Here is a 15654-nt window from a genome sequence, read left to right as displayed (position 1 = left end):
TTATATTATTTGATGGGAGTTATCGAATAAGTGTAGTGCCATTCGTGCGGTGTGATGGTGTATTCCGGATGCACCTGCGCACCCCAAGTATTGTCACCCCCCACACCCATCAGCCGATGGTCGATATTGAGCCATACCAAGTCTTTGCACACGACACTTCCTCCATGCTTGTTAGTCACGGTTGATGGCACGTAGTCAAGGTCATCCTGCGTACAGTTCCATGCACTGACGTTTAGCAAATCAGTGCTCTCTATGCGTATGCCGCGTCCGGTCTTGTCCTTCAGTTCCACCCATCTCACATCGCATTTGTTGGCTGTCTCCTGTGCCCTGACGTAGGGGTGGAATTGATCCCATACACTCGCTGAGTAGACATCTACAAGCGCGCTCAACTTACGGTCTGCATAGTTCTCATGTGGGCCGCGGCCATACCATGTCATTTGGTCGCAGTTCTTATCTATAATCATTCTCATGCCTAATCGTGGCATTTCCGGAAGCGGCTTTGTGCCAGGCTTGAAGTGCATGGACACCGCCAGTTTGCCACTTCCAGAAATCTCATATTCGACAATCACCTTAGCATCTTGCTCTGCCAACTTGTAGGTGCTGACAATCTTTGCAACTCCATTGGTCTGTATGGCTTCAAATTGCGTAAGCGTCATGTTATCGGAAGCATGTTTCCATGTTCCGCACCGATCCAAGGTACCATTGGCCACATCGTTGTCGGTAAGTGGTCGCCAGAAGTTGGGACGAGGTCCTTTCTGCAGAAACTCCCTGTTATCATAACGCATGGAAGTAAGCTCACCGGTTTGTTTGGCAAAAACATAATCGTAGCCGTTGCCTGATATTAACACTTCGTCTTTGACTGTCCTCAGGGTTGGCGAAAAATTACTCTCAATTGATTTTTGCGCCGTCACTGTCGGAAAACCAATGACCCATTGACCATTGGCCATCTCATGGTGTGCCGGCAACATTGGTGTTGCTATCTTGGTAAACACTCGCAAAGTGAGTATATGCTCGGCGTTTTGTGATGTAATGCCGGTCAAAGGCAGGGTGAGCACGGTTTCATGATGCGGCTTGATATGTGGAAGCTCGCACCGCCCTTGTTCAACAACCTTACCATTTTCTTTCACATCCCAAGATAGGTAATAGTCGTCAAGAGTTATGAAATCGAAAGCATTGTACACCCTAACCGCATTGCTGCTGAATGGCATTGGTGATAAGCGGATGTTCTCATAAACCTTTTTCACTTCCCAATAGTGTGGGTGTGGGGAACGATCGGCGGCCACAAGGCCGTTCGCACAGAAATTAGAGTCGTTCACGACACCCACAAATCCCATGTCGCCTCCGTATGCCCAGATATGATTCCCCATGCTGTCTTGACGTTCGAAAGTCTGGTCTACCCAATCCCAAATGAAACCGCCCTGCAACTGGTCGTACTTATTAATGAGATCCCAATAATCCTGCAAGTTGCCAACGCTGTTGCCCATAGCATGTGCATACTCGCACAATATCAGCGGACGGGCATTCCGTTCATTGACATGACGACGCAAAGCCCATATCCGAGCATACATGGGGCAATATATATCTGACAGTCCCTGATATCCACCCCCCTCGTATTGCACGGGTCTGGTGCCATCCAGTTGTTTGGCAAGATGATATATCTGCTCAAACAACGGCCCATACCCCGATTCGTTTCCAAGACTCCAAATGATGATACTGGTAAAGTTTCGATCTCGCTTCACCATACGCCCCATACGCTGATGAAAAGCATCTGCCCAATCCTCGTTGTCGGCAAGGGTGGGATGCGATGCGTTCTCCATGCCATGACTCTCTATATTGGCCTCATCGACGAGATACAGCCCATACTTTGTACAGAGATCATACCACTCCGGTCGGTTGGGATAGTGACAGGTTCTAATGGCATTAATATTAGCCTGCTTCATCAGCCTGATATCCTCAAGCATGCTTTCTACCGATATGGTACGGCCGGTGCGGGCATCGTGTTCGTGCCTGTTCACCCCCTTGAGCTTGATAGGCATGCCATTTACAAGAAGCAAACCATTCCTCATTTCAACACTCCTGAAACCGAATTCATGAACCACCGACTCTGTTACCACACCATGAGCATCCATCGTATTAATGACCAACTTGTATAAGTTAGGCATCTCTGCACTCCATTGTTTCACCGAAGGAAACACATGGGCAACATTAAGTGTGGAGTCTGACGACTTCCTGATTTTATATTCCTTTCTTAATATTGTCGTATTTTTGTCATCAAGCACCTTAACCTCCACCTTGTTGCGGGGGGCTGCGCCCTTTAACAGTACGTCAAGACTGAACTTGCCATCGCGGTAATCATTGACAAGACCGGCACGAAGAATAAAATCATGTAACCTGAAGTGCGGACGTGCCTGTAGATATACGCTTCGTTCTATGCCGCTGTATTTCCAATAATCCTGATCTTCCAAGTATGATCCGTCACTGTATCTGAACACCTTCACAGCCAACTTGTTTTCCCCCGACAACAAATATGGTGTGATATTAAAATGAGCCGGCAACCTGCTATCCTCGCTATAGCCCACCATCTTGCCATTAATCCATACATAGAAAGCCGACTCCACACCTTCGAAGTCGATGAAAATATCCATGCCGTGCCACTCCTTGGGGACATTGAATGTATGAATGTACGACCCAACGGGATTGTAATCGGAGGGCACAAAAGGAGGATTGGCGGGGAAAGGATATCGCACGTCGGTATAGATGGGACAGTCAAACCCTTGCAATTCCCAGCTGCCAGGCACCTGAATTTGCTGCCATGAGCGCGCATCGAAATCCTTTTTAAAGAAATTTTCAGGTGCACTCACATTGTTCTTGGCATATTTGAAGAGCCAAGTACCATCCAGCTGGAGCCTCCGTTCGGTACTTGGATCGCAGCTTAGACGTTTCAAATCAGGCATAATGTATCGCGCCATTGCCCCACTCTCTGTTTTATATGGGATGAAATGAGCTGTCATTGGCTCCCGGTTGATAGACGATATGTGTGGATTTTGCCAAGGCATAGCATCGTTGGCAAAGCCCTGAAGCGAGAAAAACAAAATACAAAAAACGGTTAGACTGGATATCTTCATAAGTGACTATTGTTAAATGGAACAAAAGAGAGTGACCAAAAAAGGCACCGTGAAATCTGTGATGAAGCCATGGGCTATGGAGATTACCGTGAACTGCTTGCCCGATACTTGCGTAATGATAGGCAGCGTAGTATCCATGGTTGTTGCACCGCCGGCCGAAATCGGAGCCAAAGGGCCAAACCATTTGCGCAAAATCGGTGCGCCAAGCAGCGTTATGATTTCCCGCATGATGTTGGCCAATAGAGCAATGGTACCCAACTCAACCCCTCGCATCTCAGTTATAAAAATGCTGGACAGAGAATAGTAACCAAATCCGGAGCCAATGGCAAGACAACTGGTGAGTTGTCGGCTGGGCAGTAACAATGCCACTACCGCACAACCCGCCAATGTGCCAACTATAGTAGCAATGGGCAACAACAGAAATTTAGCACCAACCCGCCTGAAACTCTTTAGCGTCTCTATGTCGTTTCCGATGGATATACCCACGCAAAACATAAGCATGCACAGTGCATAGTAGCTCCATTCACCACTGTTTATATCGGTTGGTAGCAAATGAAATAAACCAACCGCAATACCTATGGCAAAGAACGAAACTATAATGATACTACCTTTCATGTCTCTGCCCTTTCCTATTGATGAATCGCCATAAAATCCATGCGAGCAGAACACTGCCCATCATGCCTCCACACGTAAGCAGCAAGGCCTCTCCTCCGATCTCTATCATCCCATTGATAATGCGTTCGTTGCTGCCAACCTCTATTCCCAATAGGAACAACAGCAACCATATCAAAACAGTGATGACTCGTGGAATGACACTTAGTCGATGCCTGTGCAGGACCCTTCCGACCAGTATTCCGCTCAGCATGATAATGACGATTTTAAGCATTGATATCTCAATTATTATTTGATAAGCCCATTGGCATTGTGCTCTGTCTGTGGAATGGGATAGAAGTCGTGAACAGAATCCTTAAAGTTCTTACGTCCGGAAGCCTTCATTGCCACTCCCAACTTACCCCAACGGCGCAAATCGTAAAAACGCATATTTTCTAAGGGGAATTCCAATATTCGCTCATGTTCTATCTGATTCTGCACCTCCGTCTTACTACTGCCTTCCATCTTCGGCATGTTGCCATGCACGCTTCTCACCTTGTTGATAAGTTCGATAGCCTGAGCTGTCTGTCCTATTTGGTTTAGAGCCTCTGCCTTCATGAGCAAAACGTTAGCATAACGCATGAGTGGAATATTGATGGCTGTCTCGTCCATGTTGAGTTTCTCCAACGTGGCGGGCATGAATTTTCTGAATGCAGACCGATTATAGGCACCTTTGTCATCTCTGAACCATTCGTCGTATGTTTTGCCATAGATCCTGCCCTCCGGTGAGTTCCAATAATCACACTGGTAGAATACGGTTGCATACAAACGGCTGTCATATTCTCCATCAGTAGCCTTTTTACCCTCTTTCATAAACTCATTCATGAGAAATTTTGAAGGAAGGATTTCATCCCATCCACGCAGTTCGCTACATCCTATCCAGCGATGCATCTGTGTGCGATAGTTTGCACCATTTGCATCGTTGAGCGTAAACTGCATTTCGAAAATAGACTCCTTAGAGTTCTTATTCTGACCATTAAACATACTTTCAAAGTTGGGTACCAACTCATAACCCTTCACCTTGTCAAAGGCGTCAACAGCTTTTTTCAAGTATTCGTCCTTGCCGCTACTTTCCTCTGCAGCCCGCGTGAGATAGGCCCATCCAAGATAAGCGTAAGCCGCGCCACGAGTAGCTCTACCTACATCTCCGGGATCATAACTTTCCGGCAATTCCGTTGCAGCTTTCAGATCGTCAATAATGAAATCCCAACATTCCAGACGAGATGACAATGGCTTGTCTAATGCTGCCGGCTCACCCGATGTGATGTATTTATCGCGAATGACAATCTCCTTCCAGTTGAGCAGGAGTCGCATATGGTAATAGCCTCGCAGAAAATGAGCTTCTGCCATGAGTGTTTTGCGGTCAGATTCGGATAAATTTGTTGATGGCACATCAGCCGACTTCGCTAATATCTGATTGGCAAAGTTGGCTCCACGATATAGGTGACGCCAATAATTGGAAACCTGAGAGTTTCCATTGGTATACGTATAATTGTACAGGTCTACCCAATTTTGGTAGTTCATGGCGTCGTTTCCCATATTGACGACATCTTCCCTGTAGGCTTCCACAGGCCATATCACCTCACTCATGGTCCACTCATCACTGCTGTAATCCATGAAATATAGCTGCGAGTAGGCCGCAGAAAGTGCCGATTCTATATCGGCCTTATCTCTCCAAAATGACTGTGACGTGAGGTCGTCGGGCGAGTCTACGGTCAAATAATCCTCACAGGCCGTAAAGCTCAAAGATGCCGAAACGGCTATCATATATATTATTTTTTTCATAATAGTTTCTTTTCTTGTTAATGATGAAGTCTTTTTCGCTTTTAATCAGAAAGATACTTGTGCGCCGATGGTGAACGAACGAGTGAAAGGATAGATGAGTTTGTCTATACCCGCGTTAAGAACGCTGTTACGAGAGAACTCCGGATCGACGCCGTCATAACCTGTAATAGTGAACAGATTTTCCGCACTGACATAAAGACGAACTCTTTCAAGATAGATCTTATTGGTCAAAACCGTAGGGAATGTGTAGCCCAACTGTATTTGGCGCAGGCGGACAAAGTCGCCTTTCTCCAAGAATCGGGTAGACTCCCTACTATTACCGTTAGGGTCTTGATACACGGCTCTTGGCACGCTTGTGTTGGAATTGTTGGGTGTCCAAGCCTGCAAAGTGGAGCGAAGCATGTTCGACCCGGAATTCATGGCCTCATAGAAGTATTTATTTCCGTTATAAATCTTATGACCCCAACCGCTTCCAAGCACAAAAGACAGGTCTATGCCCTGATATGAGGCATTGAAATTGAGGTTGGCCTCCACCTTGGGAATACCACTTCCCGAGTATTCCTTATCATTCTCATCAAGCACTCCATCTCCGTTTAAATCCTTGAAGCGAATATCACCGGGCTGAGCGTTGGGCTGGATAAGAGTTCCATTGGCACTAACGTGTTTGGCCACCTCGTCTGCATTTTGGAATATACCATCTGCCTGATACAGGTAGAACGCACCTATGGGTTTTCCTACACGTGTCTGTGTGGGGAAGTGTTCGGATCCGTATTTCAACCCCTCACCATAGAGTACTTGCGATTTGTCGGCTAACTCTATTACTTTATTGTTTACGGTACTTAGGTTGAATCCAACACTGTACAACAGTTTGCCTACACTATGGTTCCAATTCAGCTCTAATTCCACACCCGTATTGCGCATCCTGCCTACGTTGAGCACAGGGCTGTCCATACCTGTGCTTGGTGCCAGTTCCTTAGTTATGAGCAAGTCTGTGGTCTCATTGATGTAATAGTTGATATTACCCGAAAGGCTGTTGTTGAACAGTCCGAAATCTATACCGATGTTCTTTGTTTCGGTAGTTTCCCATTTCAGGTCTCTATTTTCGAGTCCGGCAGCTATGCTACCGGGCCACGCAGTGCTGCCGGTACCGCGTACATAGCCTTGATACATGCTGTTATTCGTATTGATGAGGGCAAGGAAACTGTAATATCCCAATGCGTTCTCGTTACCAAGTTTACCCCAACTGGTGCGTAGCTTGAGATTGTTCACAAACGTATTCTTGGGGAAAAACTTCTCCTCAGTGATACGCCAACCTAATGCTAAAGATGGGAACGTGCCCCATCGGCTGCCACTGCCGAACTTGGACGAACCGTCACGACGCATGGTGAACTGCACGAGATAGCGATCATCGAAATTGTAGTTCAACCGTCCGAAGAACGAAGCACGGTTGTATTTCCATTTAGATCCGTCTCCACTATATGTTCCACCCTTACCAGCCTTAATGGTCTCAAATGCCGTAGAGAGGAATCCGGCAGGCTCCACACTCTGCACAAGCTGTCCGTTTTCCACCTTATATATTATGTTCTTTCCTTCCACGGCCACCTCATTCCATGTATATTTTCGCGAGGTTAGCGATGTTCCGATCATCGCCCCTAACTTATGCTTGCCAAACTGGCGATCCATGTTGAGCACGTTATCCCAAACTTGCTCCTCCCAATAATTACTCCCTTCGGAGTTTTGGGCATATTGGTTTTTCGATTTGATGTCGGCTATGTAATCAGGCGCATGATAAGCTGAACGTCCATGCTCCCCACGGTAAGAGTAACTGGTTTTAAAAGTCAGCCATTTGGTGATGTCGAATGTCACGGCAAGGTTGGCATCCGTATGATATGAACGGGTACCTGCCTTCTGGTAATGGTGGTCAGCCATGATGTTTCGATTGTTGGGAAGACCATCAAAATTAGTCAAGCCATAGCCGTATTTCTCATTTTCGTTATAGATAGGAACCAATGGAGAGATCATGTACATCTCCTTCAACGAATACTGAGGCTGGTGACTGTCTGTGTACTTAAAGTTGATGTTGGCATCAAAGGTCATAAAGGCTTTCTTCATATTCAGCTTCATGCGCACGTTGTCTTGCCTGAAATCGTTACCAATAAATATTCCCTTGTCGTATGCATGGTTGTAGGATAACGAATAGAGCGCCTTTTCCGAACCTCCACGCATGCTTATCATGTAGTTTTGGGATAATCCTCCACGCTGCACGGCATCCTGCCAATCAGTATCCACACCGGTTTCCTTGCTTATATAGGCAGGCAAGGTTATGGGCTGGTCTGCATTCTGTACGTTGTAGTTCTCATACATGGCCCGGTGCACCTGCTTATATTCAGGGGCATTGAGCATTTCTAATTTCTTGGCAATATCCGTAAAGCTCAGATAGCTGTGCACATCTATTTTCAAGTCACCTCGCTTGCCATTCTTCGTCGTGATAAGTATCACGCCATTAGCAGCTACCGATCCATATATGGCAGCAGCCGCACCGTCTTTCAAGACCTGTAGGGTTTCTATGTCTTGTGGATTGACATTCTCAATGTCTCCAGGAAAGCCATCGATAATATAGAGCGGTGTATTGTCGCCAAAAGTTTTCACTCCGCGTATCTTCACTTGCAGACCCGCTCCGGCGTTGCCACCACTCTTCATAATGTTTACACCTGCCACCTTGCCCTGCAATGCCTCTGCGGGATTGGTGGTTGTGCGCTTACCAAGTTCAGACGTATTCACAGACGAAATAGCACCGGTCATATCGGCCTTGCGCATGGTGCCGTAGCCCACCACGACCACCTCGTCCAAAGCCTCAGTATTTTCTGCCATGACCACTTCCATATTGTGACTTGCAGCAAGCTCATGATCTGCAAATCCCACGTATGTAATCACGAGTGGGACTCCTACCTCCGAGTTTATTTCGAACTTCCCATCCAGATCGGTAACAACGCCCATCGAAGATCCTTTCACCTTTACCGTGGCACCGATGATAGGCTCGCCAGACGCATCTTTAACAACCCCGGTTATCTTTCCGGTGGTTGTCCCGCGCTGCTTCACTTGGGTTTTTTCGTTGCGGTCGGTGACAACAATGGATTTCGGGGAAACAATGGAATAAGTAAGGTTACGACCCTTGAATGCATCATCAAGCACGCGGCTCACAGGAGCGTTTGTGTGGTGAATGTTAATGTTGGCACGGTGGTCTATCACTTCATTACGATAAGAGAAACGATAGGACGTCTGTTTTTCTATGGCTTTGAAAACCTGCTGAAGCGAAGCTTTCTTCAGATTTACAGTAACCGTTTGGCCTTGGGCGTGAGCACAGAGGGCAAACAGGCACAGAAATAATACAACAAATTGACACCTTAAAAATACATGTCTTTTCATACGAACAATGTTTAGGTTATACTTTTGGTTCTTGATTAATAGTTCTATATAATTATAGACACTCTTATTTCCAATAGGTACCTAAAAAATATTAATCTTTTCGAAAAATTTTTTTGCAGCAGTGGTTGTTGCTCGTAGATTATACGTCGTGGATTATCATATCAGCTATTTTCATCTTTTCAATGTCTGAAGTCATTTATACAAAGATTTATTCATAACTTTGCAAGCGAAGTTTTGTATGTCTACACGTTACTGTAATCTGTATATGGATGTAGGCACATAAGTTATCTATCTCTGTTAAATTACTACAGTACCATTGCCATAATACAAACTTTACACTTACGTTTAACCTTAATAGGAATATGAATGTATTTGACGAACCTTTACTAATTTCCTTGCTTAAAAGAAATTCACAACCTGCTTTTCGCCAGTTATATGATCACTATGCAGGTCATCTTTTTGCCTTCTGCATGCAATATACTCATTCGCGCGAAGCATCTGAAGAGTTGGTTGAAGATACTTTTGTGTGGCTGTGGCGAAATAGACAATCCATACGACAAGACACCACGCTGAAGTCGATTCTTTTTACCCGTACCCGCCATTATATCATCAATGCTTATCGCAAAACGGTCAATGCGCCCGTTTTTGAGGACTACATAGACTATTTAGGACAATTCGAAGATCGCAGTTTCAATCATTTGGAATATGATGAGTTCCAAAAGGCCGTGAATAAAGCCATAGACAGCCTCCCTGAAACACAACGCAAAGTGATAAGAATGTCGAGAATAGAAATGATGCGGATCAAGGAAATCGCACAAACACTTGACTTAAAGGAGCAAACTGTAAAGAATCAGCTATCAATTGCCACCAAAACACTACGTCGTACGCTCAGGCAATTATATATCATATTTATATATTTCTCCTTCATTAAAGTACTTTTTCACTTTTCGATTGTTTAATATTATAAATAAAAATTACATACAATGACTCTACTTCAAGATAAATATCGGTCTCAAAGGATAACAACGGACGAACTTTCCAAGCTACGCGAGGAGATTAACGCTTCCACTGACGAAGTCTTGGAAGCTTCTATGCGAAAAGAGTGGAATGATATGGATGTTGAAACAGACCGCTATCACGCAGAGACCGAAAATATATGGCAACGGATTGAAAAACAGATAAACCCGGCAAGGAAAAGTCCATGGAACATTGCGTGGAAGTGGACACAAATAGCTGCGGTAATCATGTTTCCCGTTTTGCTCTTCGTTGCCTACCAACTTTATGACGAAAATGCATCTTTAACGGGTAAGACAACCACATTCAGTACACATCAAGGAGAGAAGGCCAACATCGTATTACCTGACGGAACAAGTATTTTGCTGAACGAAAATACCGTACTATCATACAATACAGCTCACTTTCAAGGCCGTCGTCGGGAAATAGCCTTTGAAGGTGAAGCATCCTTTCAGGTAGCCAAGGATGCACATCGGCCTTTTGTGGTAAAAAGTCAAGGGCTGAGTGTGCAAGTATTGGGAACAACCTTCAATCTTTTAGCACGAAAAGATGACGACATAGCCAAATTGGCTCTGTTATCCGGAAAGGTTGATTTGGCATCGCTGTTGTCCCATCAGAACAAACTCGTCAAACCCAAACAAATCGCTATTCTTGACAAGTCTACAGGATATATCTCCGTCTATAACGCCGAGGATGAAATGCATGAAGTCACGGCATGGCAACGCAACGAAATAGTATTCAGGGATGCCCCACTGAGCAAGGTAATTTCCACCATTGAGAAAAACTACGGTGTTAAATTTGTATTCAAGACCACACCCAACATGACAGATGTGTTCACGGGTACAATGTTATCCAATGATTTGAATGAAAACCTCAGGATTCTTGAACAATCCTATCATGTCAAATCTACAGTATGTAATAAGACTATCACCATGACAAGTCAGCCTTTAGATTGAGTGGCATATGTTGTCCCTGTTCTGGTCATACCCCATGAGCGGTGTTCATAGGTATTATCTTTATCCATGACTTGACAACAAGAGTACCGATATGTTGCAATATCCAACAAAATCCTTTCGGTGTGCGTCCTTTTTCAGGATAAATAGTTACCTTTGCAATCATCTAATTGTTCATGGTCATGAAACAGAATTTATTGGTTTACAATACGCTCACGCGCTCGAAGGAACTGTTTAAACCGCTGCACGCCCCCAATGTGGGGATGTATGTGTGCGGTCCAACCGTGTATGGCGACCCGCATTTGGGGCACGCCCGGCCGGCCATCACCTTCGACGTGCTCTTCCGCTACCTCAAACACCTGGGCTATCAAGTGCGTTATGTACGCAACATTACAGATGTGGGGCATCTCGAGCACGATGCCGACGAGGGCGAAGACAAGATTGCCAAGAAGGCGCGCCTGGAACAACTGGAGCCTATGGAGATTGCCCAGCACTACACCAACCGTTATCATAAGGCTATGGAAGCCCTCAACGTGTTGCCCCCAAGCATCGAGCCGCACGCCACAGGCCATATCATCGAACAGGAGGAATTAGTGAAACAGATTCTCGCCAACGGCTATGCCTACGAGAGCAACGGCTCGATTTATTTCGACGTAGCCAAATATGACAAAGACCACAAATACGGCATTCTCTCCGGTCGAAACCTCACCGACATCATCAACAACAGTCGTGAGCTCTCCGGTACCGACGAAAAGCGCAACCAGGCCGACTTCGCGCTTTGGAAGAGAGCCATGCCAGAGCACATCATGCGCTGGCCCAGTCCGTGGAGCGACGGCTTTCCTGGATGGCACTGCGAGTGCACGGCGATGGGTCGCAAATATCTCGGCGATCATTTTGACATTCACGGTGGCGGCATGGACTTGGTGTTCCCACACCACGAATGCGAGATAGCCCAGGCCGTAGCCAGTCAGGGCGAACAGATGGTGCGTTACTGGATGCACAACAACATGATTACCATCAACGGACAGAAGATGGGTAAGTCGCTCGGCAACTTCATCACCCTGGAGCAGTTTTTCAACGGGGATCATGAGTCATTGGAGCAGGCTTACTCACCCATGACGATCCGTTTCTTCATTCTCTCGGCCCACTACCGAGGCACGGTGGACTTCTCCAACGATGCCCTGAAAGCCGCCAAGAAGGGATTGGAAAAGCTCATGACGGGCATTGCCGACCTCGACCGCATACAGCCGTCCAAGGGATCGCAGCCCGACACGGCCAAATTTGTCAAGGCCTTGCGCCAGCGTCTCTACGACGCTATGAACGATGACCTACAAACTCCGCTCGTTATCAGCGCACTGTTTGAGGCTTGTCACCTTGTAAACTTGCTGCTCGACCACAAGACCAAAATCTCTGAGGACGACCTCAAGGAACTCTCCGACACCATGCATGTGTTCACCTTCGACCTCCTCGGCCTGCAAAACGAGCAAGGCGAGAGCAACGAAGTCCGCGAGGAGGCATACGGCAAGGTGGTGGAGATGGTGCTGAAGCTACGCCAGCAAGCCAAGGAAGCCAAAGACTGGGCGACCAGCGACGAGATTCGTGATGCGCTTGCCGAGGCCGGATTTGAGGTCAAAGACACCAAAGACGGGGTGACCTGGAAGCTCAACCGCTAAGTCTCCACACACCTCAAACATTATAACGACAAACGCCCGATGCTTTTATCTGCATCGGGCGTTTGTCGTTTCCAGAGCAATGAAGCCCACTCTTATTTCACAACGAACTTCCTACCATTCCTGATATAGATACCACGGGGCAGCCCAACAGTACTTGTCCCCACGCTCTGTCCATTGAGATTGTAGATTCGGGCATCATACATGCGCACCTGTTCCATACCCAATGTTTCAATGTCGGTGGTGTATCGAGGGCCGGTCTCAATAGCATAGAGCGATGCAATGTCCTTTTCAGACAACACCCTGTTGTAGACTCTCAGGTTGTCATAGGTGGCATCGGCCGAGCCCCAAAACGACCCATAACCCAGATACAAGTTGGAACACTGCCACACAAAGTCGACAACCTCGCCATACCTGAACCGACTCGGCGACGATACCTTGCTGCCGTTTTGTTCCCCGTTGACACTGATGAAGGGCTTTTGCTCGCCGTTAACATATATTCTCATGCCATCGGTACGCGACGCGGTGAGCGTGACCATCGTCCATTTGCTGGCCAGGATGTTGCCCGTACGATTTGTCCCACGGTTCAGGTCAATCCAATTGCCCGACCCACTGTTATATCCCACGTAGGTGTTCCCGGTAATCCAAAGCTTAGCTTCCCTTGCCGGGTCACGGAATCCAAGCAGGGCATCCCAAAGATTTTCAGCCGACATTTTCACCATGAACGACACCGTGAAACCCTCAGCAAGTTCCATTCCCTTCAATGGGTTTGGCATTTCTACATAGCTCTCGTTCTTCGCCGCCCCAAAACCGGTATGCAGTGTCTTGCTATTGCGGTCGGCATCGTTGGTCAGCGAAGGCATCACCGCACTGCCGTTGCGCTTCAACACAGCACGCTGCGCGGTGTTGTAGTTGTTGACCAGCGGTTCACCGTCGAACGGATAAAACGCCACCGAACCCATCTCGGTATCGGCATTGCTCTTCTTCACAGTCACCGTCATGTTGTCCTGATATTCATAGTCACCCACCCTGATGCTTACACTCAGCTTCACGGGCATGCTTTCAGCCGTCATGGCCGATGGGTTGTACACTCCGGTATTCGACAATATGTCTGGGTTCGACGATGTCCAACTTACCGTTACATCCTTATTGCCAAAGGCCGTGAGGTTCACATCCCTATCCACCACACTGCCTTCCCTCAAAGGCATCATGTTGTTCACCACGTAGGCCAAGTGGTAGTCGTCCTGCATCTTGTAGCCCCAAAGGCTCACGCCCTTGTTGTCGAGAGCCGTAAACGACAGAGCTTTGATGGTGTAGGGTTCCAACTGCTGCTCTACCACGACGCCCTGATACGTAGAACCACCCACCGTAATATTGATATAAGAGGTGCCGTCCACCAGCTCCCACGTACCCGTATATGCACCGGTGACGCTTCCATCCCCATTCAGCTGAACGGTAACGGGTCTCACCATTTCCATACCGGAATAGTCAAGAAGTTGTCGATGGATCATGATTTCATAGCTGCCGGTCACCTTCGACACGTCAAAAACTTGCTGAGAAGCAATCGTAGCATCGGTCGTTGTTTCCCCGCTAAACTCAAACGGAGCAGCAACGAGCCATCCCTTCTGATTGGTAAAGAGTTGGTGTACACGAACTTGGTGCCCCTCTGACCCATTGTTAAAACGGGTGTGATACACCAAGAAGCTGCGATCCTGAGCATCCGTAATGGCCGAATTATGACCTTGCGACACCTCACCATTGTTTCCTTTGGCCATCAATCCCCAATCCGTGTACGCACCGAGAGGTTTGGCTCCGCGTGCCTTGCCGTCCGTGCCAAAGTTTTTCTGATACTCGCTGAATATCGCGCTCACGCCCCGGGGATCAACATATGGCCCGTCGGGATTCTTCGAGCGGAACACCTCCATCATATATCCCTTATTTGCTTCTAGTCCGCCATAGGTCATAAAGAGGTAATAATATTCCCCAATGTGCTGAATGTAAGATGCCTCACCCGACACATAATAGCCTCCGGCAATTTTCTTCCCGAAGTAAGGGTCGGAGCTATAATTGCTTCCACTTCCCGTCAAGGGATAGGTCACGTCATAATCGCGCAGTCCGGTGGTCTCGTCAAGTTCGAGCATAAAGATGCCGCCCGACCACGAACCATAGCTCATCCACAGCTTGCCCTGCTCGTCATAGAACACACAGGGATCGATGTTGTTGGGCCAAGTGCGCCCCCATTGGCTGCCTTTGGCATAGCGCGCAGGAAGCGAAGACTGCGGACCGAGCACAATTTCGAGATCGGTGTCCTTATAGTTGTTGGGGTTGGTGCCGTTGAATCCGGATATCACCACCGGACCCTGATAGAGATAAGGCCCCGTAATCTTGTCGGCAGTGAGCAAGATGATGCTCGAAGCCCATTGATCACCATTGACGCTCAGATACTGGCACCACTTCTTCATCGTGGGATTATAGATGATGTCGGGAGCCCAGAGATTACCGTCCACCTTGTAGCCCACTTTGGTTTTCGCCGCCCATTCCTTGGCATTGAAAGCCGGGAAATCCACCTCCTTACCGCCCTTATTCACCTTCTTCACCGCAGGAGTATTGAAGGCCACTTGGTTAGACATGGGATATCTGATAGCACCACTTTCGGTAAGCGTGGCCCACGGAACAGGAGTGATGGCTGTCCAGTCGCAAAGATTGTCTGTCTTGGCCTGTGCACGATGCGAGCCAAAAATGTAATACTGTTTACTGTCGGCATCCCACACCACCGAGGGGTCGTGCACGCTCACCCGGGTAGGATATTTTGTGGTGTAGTATGTGCGTGCCTGTTCCTTGGTCATCTGCGTCTGTGCAGACATTGGTGCCCAAGCGGTAGCAACCAATAAAAAAAGCGTAGATAGTTTGTTCATATATGTTTGTTATTGAGATGGTTTCATGCTGTGTGAGTGCAAAGATAATAAATAATTCATAATTCAAAATTCATAATTCAAAATTAAAAGCGGAGAGGGATACAATTCATAATTC

9 protein-coding genes are annotated in these 15654 nt (G+C 47.2%); 3 read left to right on the top strand and 6 right to left on the bottom strand.

The features are described 5' to 3' along the window. Window positions 1-5: 5 nt before the first annotated feature. Genes lacZ through HMPREF0645_RS09075 form a run of 5 tightly spaced genes read right to left on the bottom strand, consistent with a single transcriptional unit; the run spans window position 6 to window position 8987 of the window. Complete coding sequence (gene lacZ, locus HMPREF0645_RS09095; RefSeq protein ID WP_007174684.1) at window positions 6-3125, bottom strand: beta-galactosidase, LacZ type; 3120 nt, start codon at window positions 3123-3125, stop codon at window positions 6-8. A gap of 12 nt (window positions 3126-3137) precedes the next feature. Then, window positions 3138-3740, bottom strand: coding sequence for a LysO family transporter (locus HMPREF0645_RS09090; RefSeq protein ID WP_007174683.1), 603 nt, complete (start codon window positions 3738-3740; stop codon window positions 3138-3140). After that, on the bottom strand, window positions 3730-4011 hold the full coding sequence (locus HMPREF0645_RS09085; protein ID WP_007174682.1) for a LysO family transporter: 282 nt from the start codon (window positions 4009-4011) through the stop codon (window positions 3730-3732). Before HMPREF0645_RS09085 ends, HMPREF0645_RS09090 begins: the two co-directional genes overlap by 11 nt. 14 nt (window positions 4012-4025) lie before the next feature. Further along, window positions 4026-5561, bottom strand: a complete 1536-nt coding sequence (locus HMPREF0645_RS09080) for a RagB/SusD family nutrient uptake outer membrane protein (protein WP_007174681.1) — start codon at window positions 5559-5561, stop codon at window positions 4026-4028. A 45-nt stretch (window positions 5562-5606) separates the two neighbouring features. Then, window positions 5607-8987, bottom strand: coding sequence for a SusC/RagA family TonB-linked outer membrane protein (locus HMPREF0645_RS09075; protein WP_007174680.1), 3381 nt, complete (start codon window positions 8985-8987; stop codon window positions 5607-5609). A gap of 362 nt (window positions 8988-9349) precedes the next feature. Here HMPREF0645_RS09075 and HMPREF0645_RS09070 point away from each other — a divergent pair, with 362 nt between their 5' ends. From HMPREF0645_RS09070 to cysS, 3 genes are all read left to right on the top strand, one after another. Continuing rightward, a complete protein-coding gene (locus HMPREF0645_RS09070; RefSeq protein WP_007174679.1) occupies window positions 9350-9946 on the top strand; it encodes an RNA polymerase sigma-70 factor in 597 nt (198 codons plus the stop codon). Window positions 9947-9970: 24 nt separating this feature from the next. Further along, entirely contained in the window at window positions 9971-10957 is a 987-nt protein-coding gene (locus HMPREF0645_RS09065) for a FecR family protein (RefSeq protein ID WP_007174678.1), read from the top strand. Window positions 10958-11136: 179 nt separating this feature from the next. Beyond that, complete coding sequence (cysS, locus tag HMPREF0645_RS09060; protein ID WP_044123544.1) at window positions 11137-12627, top strand: cysteine--tRNA ligase; 1491 nt, start codon at window positions 11137-11139, stop codon at window positions 12625-12627. A gap of 92 nt (window positions 12628-12719) precedes the next feature. On the opposite strand, the gene HMPREF0645_RS09055 is transcribed toward cysS, so the two are convergent. Beyond that, window positions 12720-15539 carry a family 43 glycosylhydrolase gene (locus tag HMPREF0645_RS09055; protein WP_007174675.1) on the bottom strand — a complete coding sequence of 940 codons (2820 nt, stop codon included), beginning with the start codon at window positions 15537-15539 and terminating at the stop codon, window positions 12720-12722. Between the last annotated feature and the right edge of the window lie 115 nt (window positions 15540-15654).

This window comes from Hallella bergensis DSM 17361 (assembly GCF_000160535.1).
GTDB lineage: Bacteria > Bacteroidota > Bacteroidia > Bacteroidales > Bacteroidaceae > Prevotella > Prevotella bergensis.
Note: the sequence above shows the minus strand (reverse complement) of the source record. Positions and strands in the feature narration are given on the sequence as shown.

What these genes read in the sequence shown, in the direction of transcription:
- HMPREF0645_RS09055 (WP_007174675.1), bottom strand. Translation starts at nt 15,539, where the DNA reads ATGAACAAACTATCTACGCTTTTTTTATTGGTTGCTACCGCTTGGGCA.
- HMPREF0645_RS09090 (WP_007174683.1), bottom strand. Translation starts at nt 3,740, where the DNA reads ATGAAAGGTAGTATCATTATAGTTTCGTTCTTTGCCATAGGTATTGCG.
- cysS (WP_044123544.1), top strand. Translation starts at nt 11,137, where the DNA reads ATGAAACAGAATTTATTGGTTTACAATACGCTCACGCGCTCGAAGGAA.
- HMPREF0645_RS09070 (WP_007174679.1), top strand. Translation starts at nt 9,350, where the DNA reads ATGAATGTATTTGACGAACCTTTACTAATTTCCTTGCTTAAAAGAAAT.
- HMPREF0645_RS09075 (WP_007174680.1), bottom strand. Translation starts at nt 8,987, where the DNA reads ATGAAAAGACATGTATTTTTAAGGTGTCAATTTGTTGTATTATTTCTG.
- lacZ (WP_007174684.1), bottom strand. Translation starts at nt 3,125, where the DNA reads ATGAAGATATCCAGTCTAACCGTTTTTTGTATTTTGTTTTTCTCGCTT.
- HMPREF0645_RS09085 (WP_007174682.1), bottom strand. Translation starts at nt 4,011, where the DNA reads ATGCTTAAAATCGTCATTATCATGCTGAGCGGAATACTGGTCGGAAGG.
- HMPREF0645_RS09080 (WP_007174681.1), bottom strand. Translation starts at nt 5,561, where the DNA reads ATGAAAAAAATAATATATATGATAGCCGTTTCGGCATCTTTGAGCTTT.
- HMPREF0645_RS09065 (WP_007174678.1), top strand. Translation starts at nt 9,971, where the DNA reads ATGACTCTACTTCAAGATAAATATCGGTCTCAAAGGATAACAACGGAC.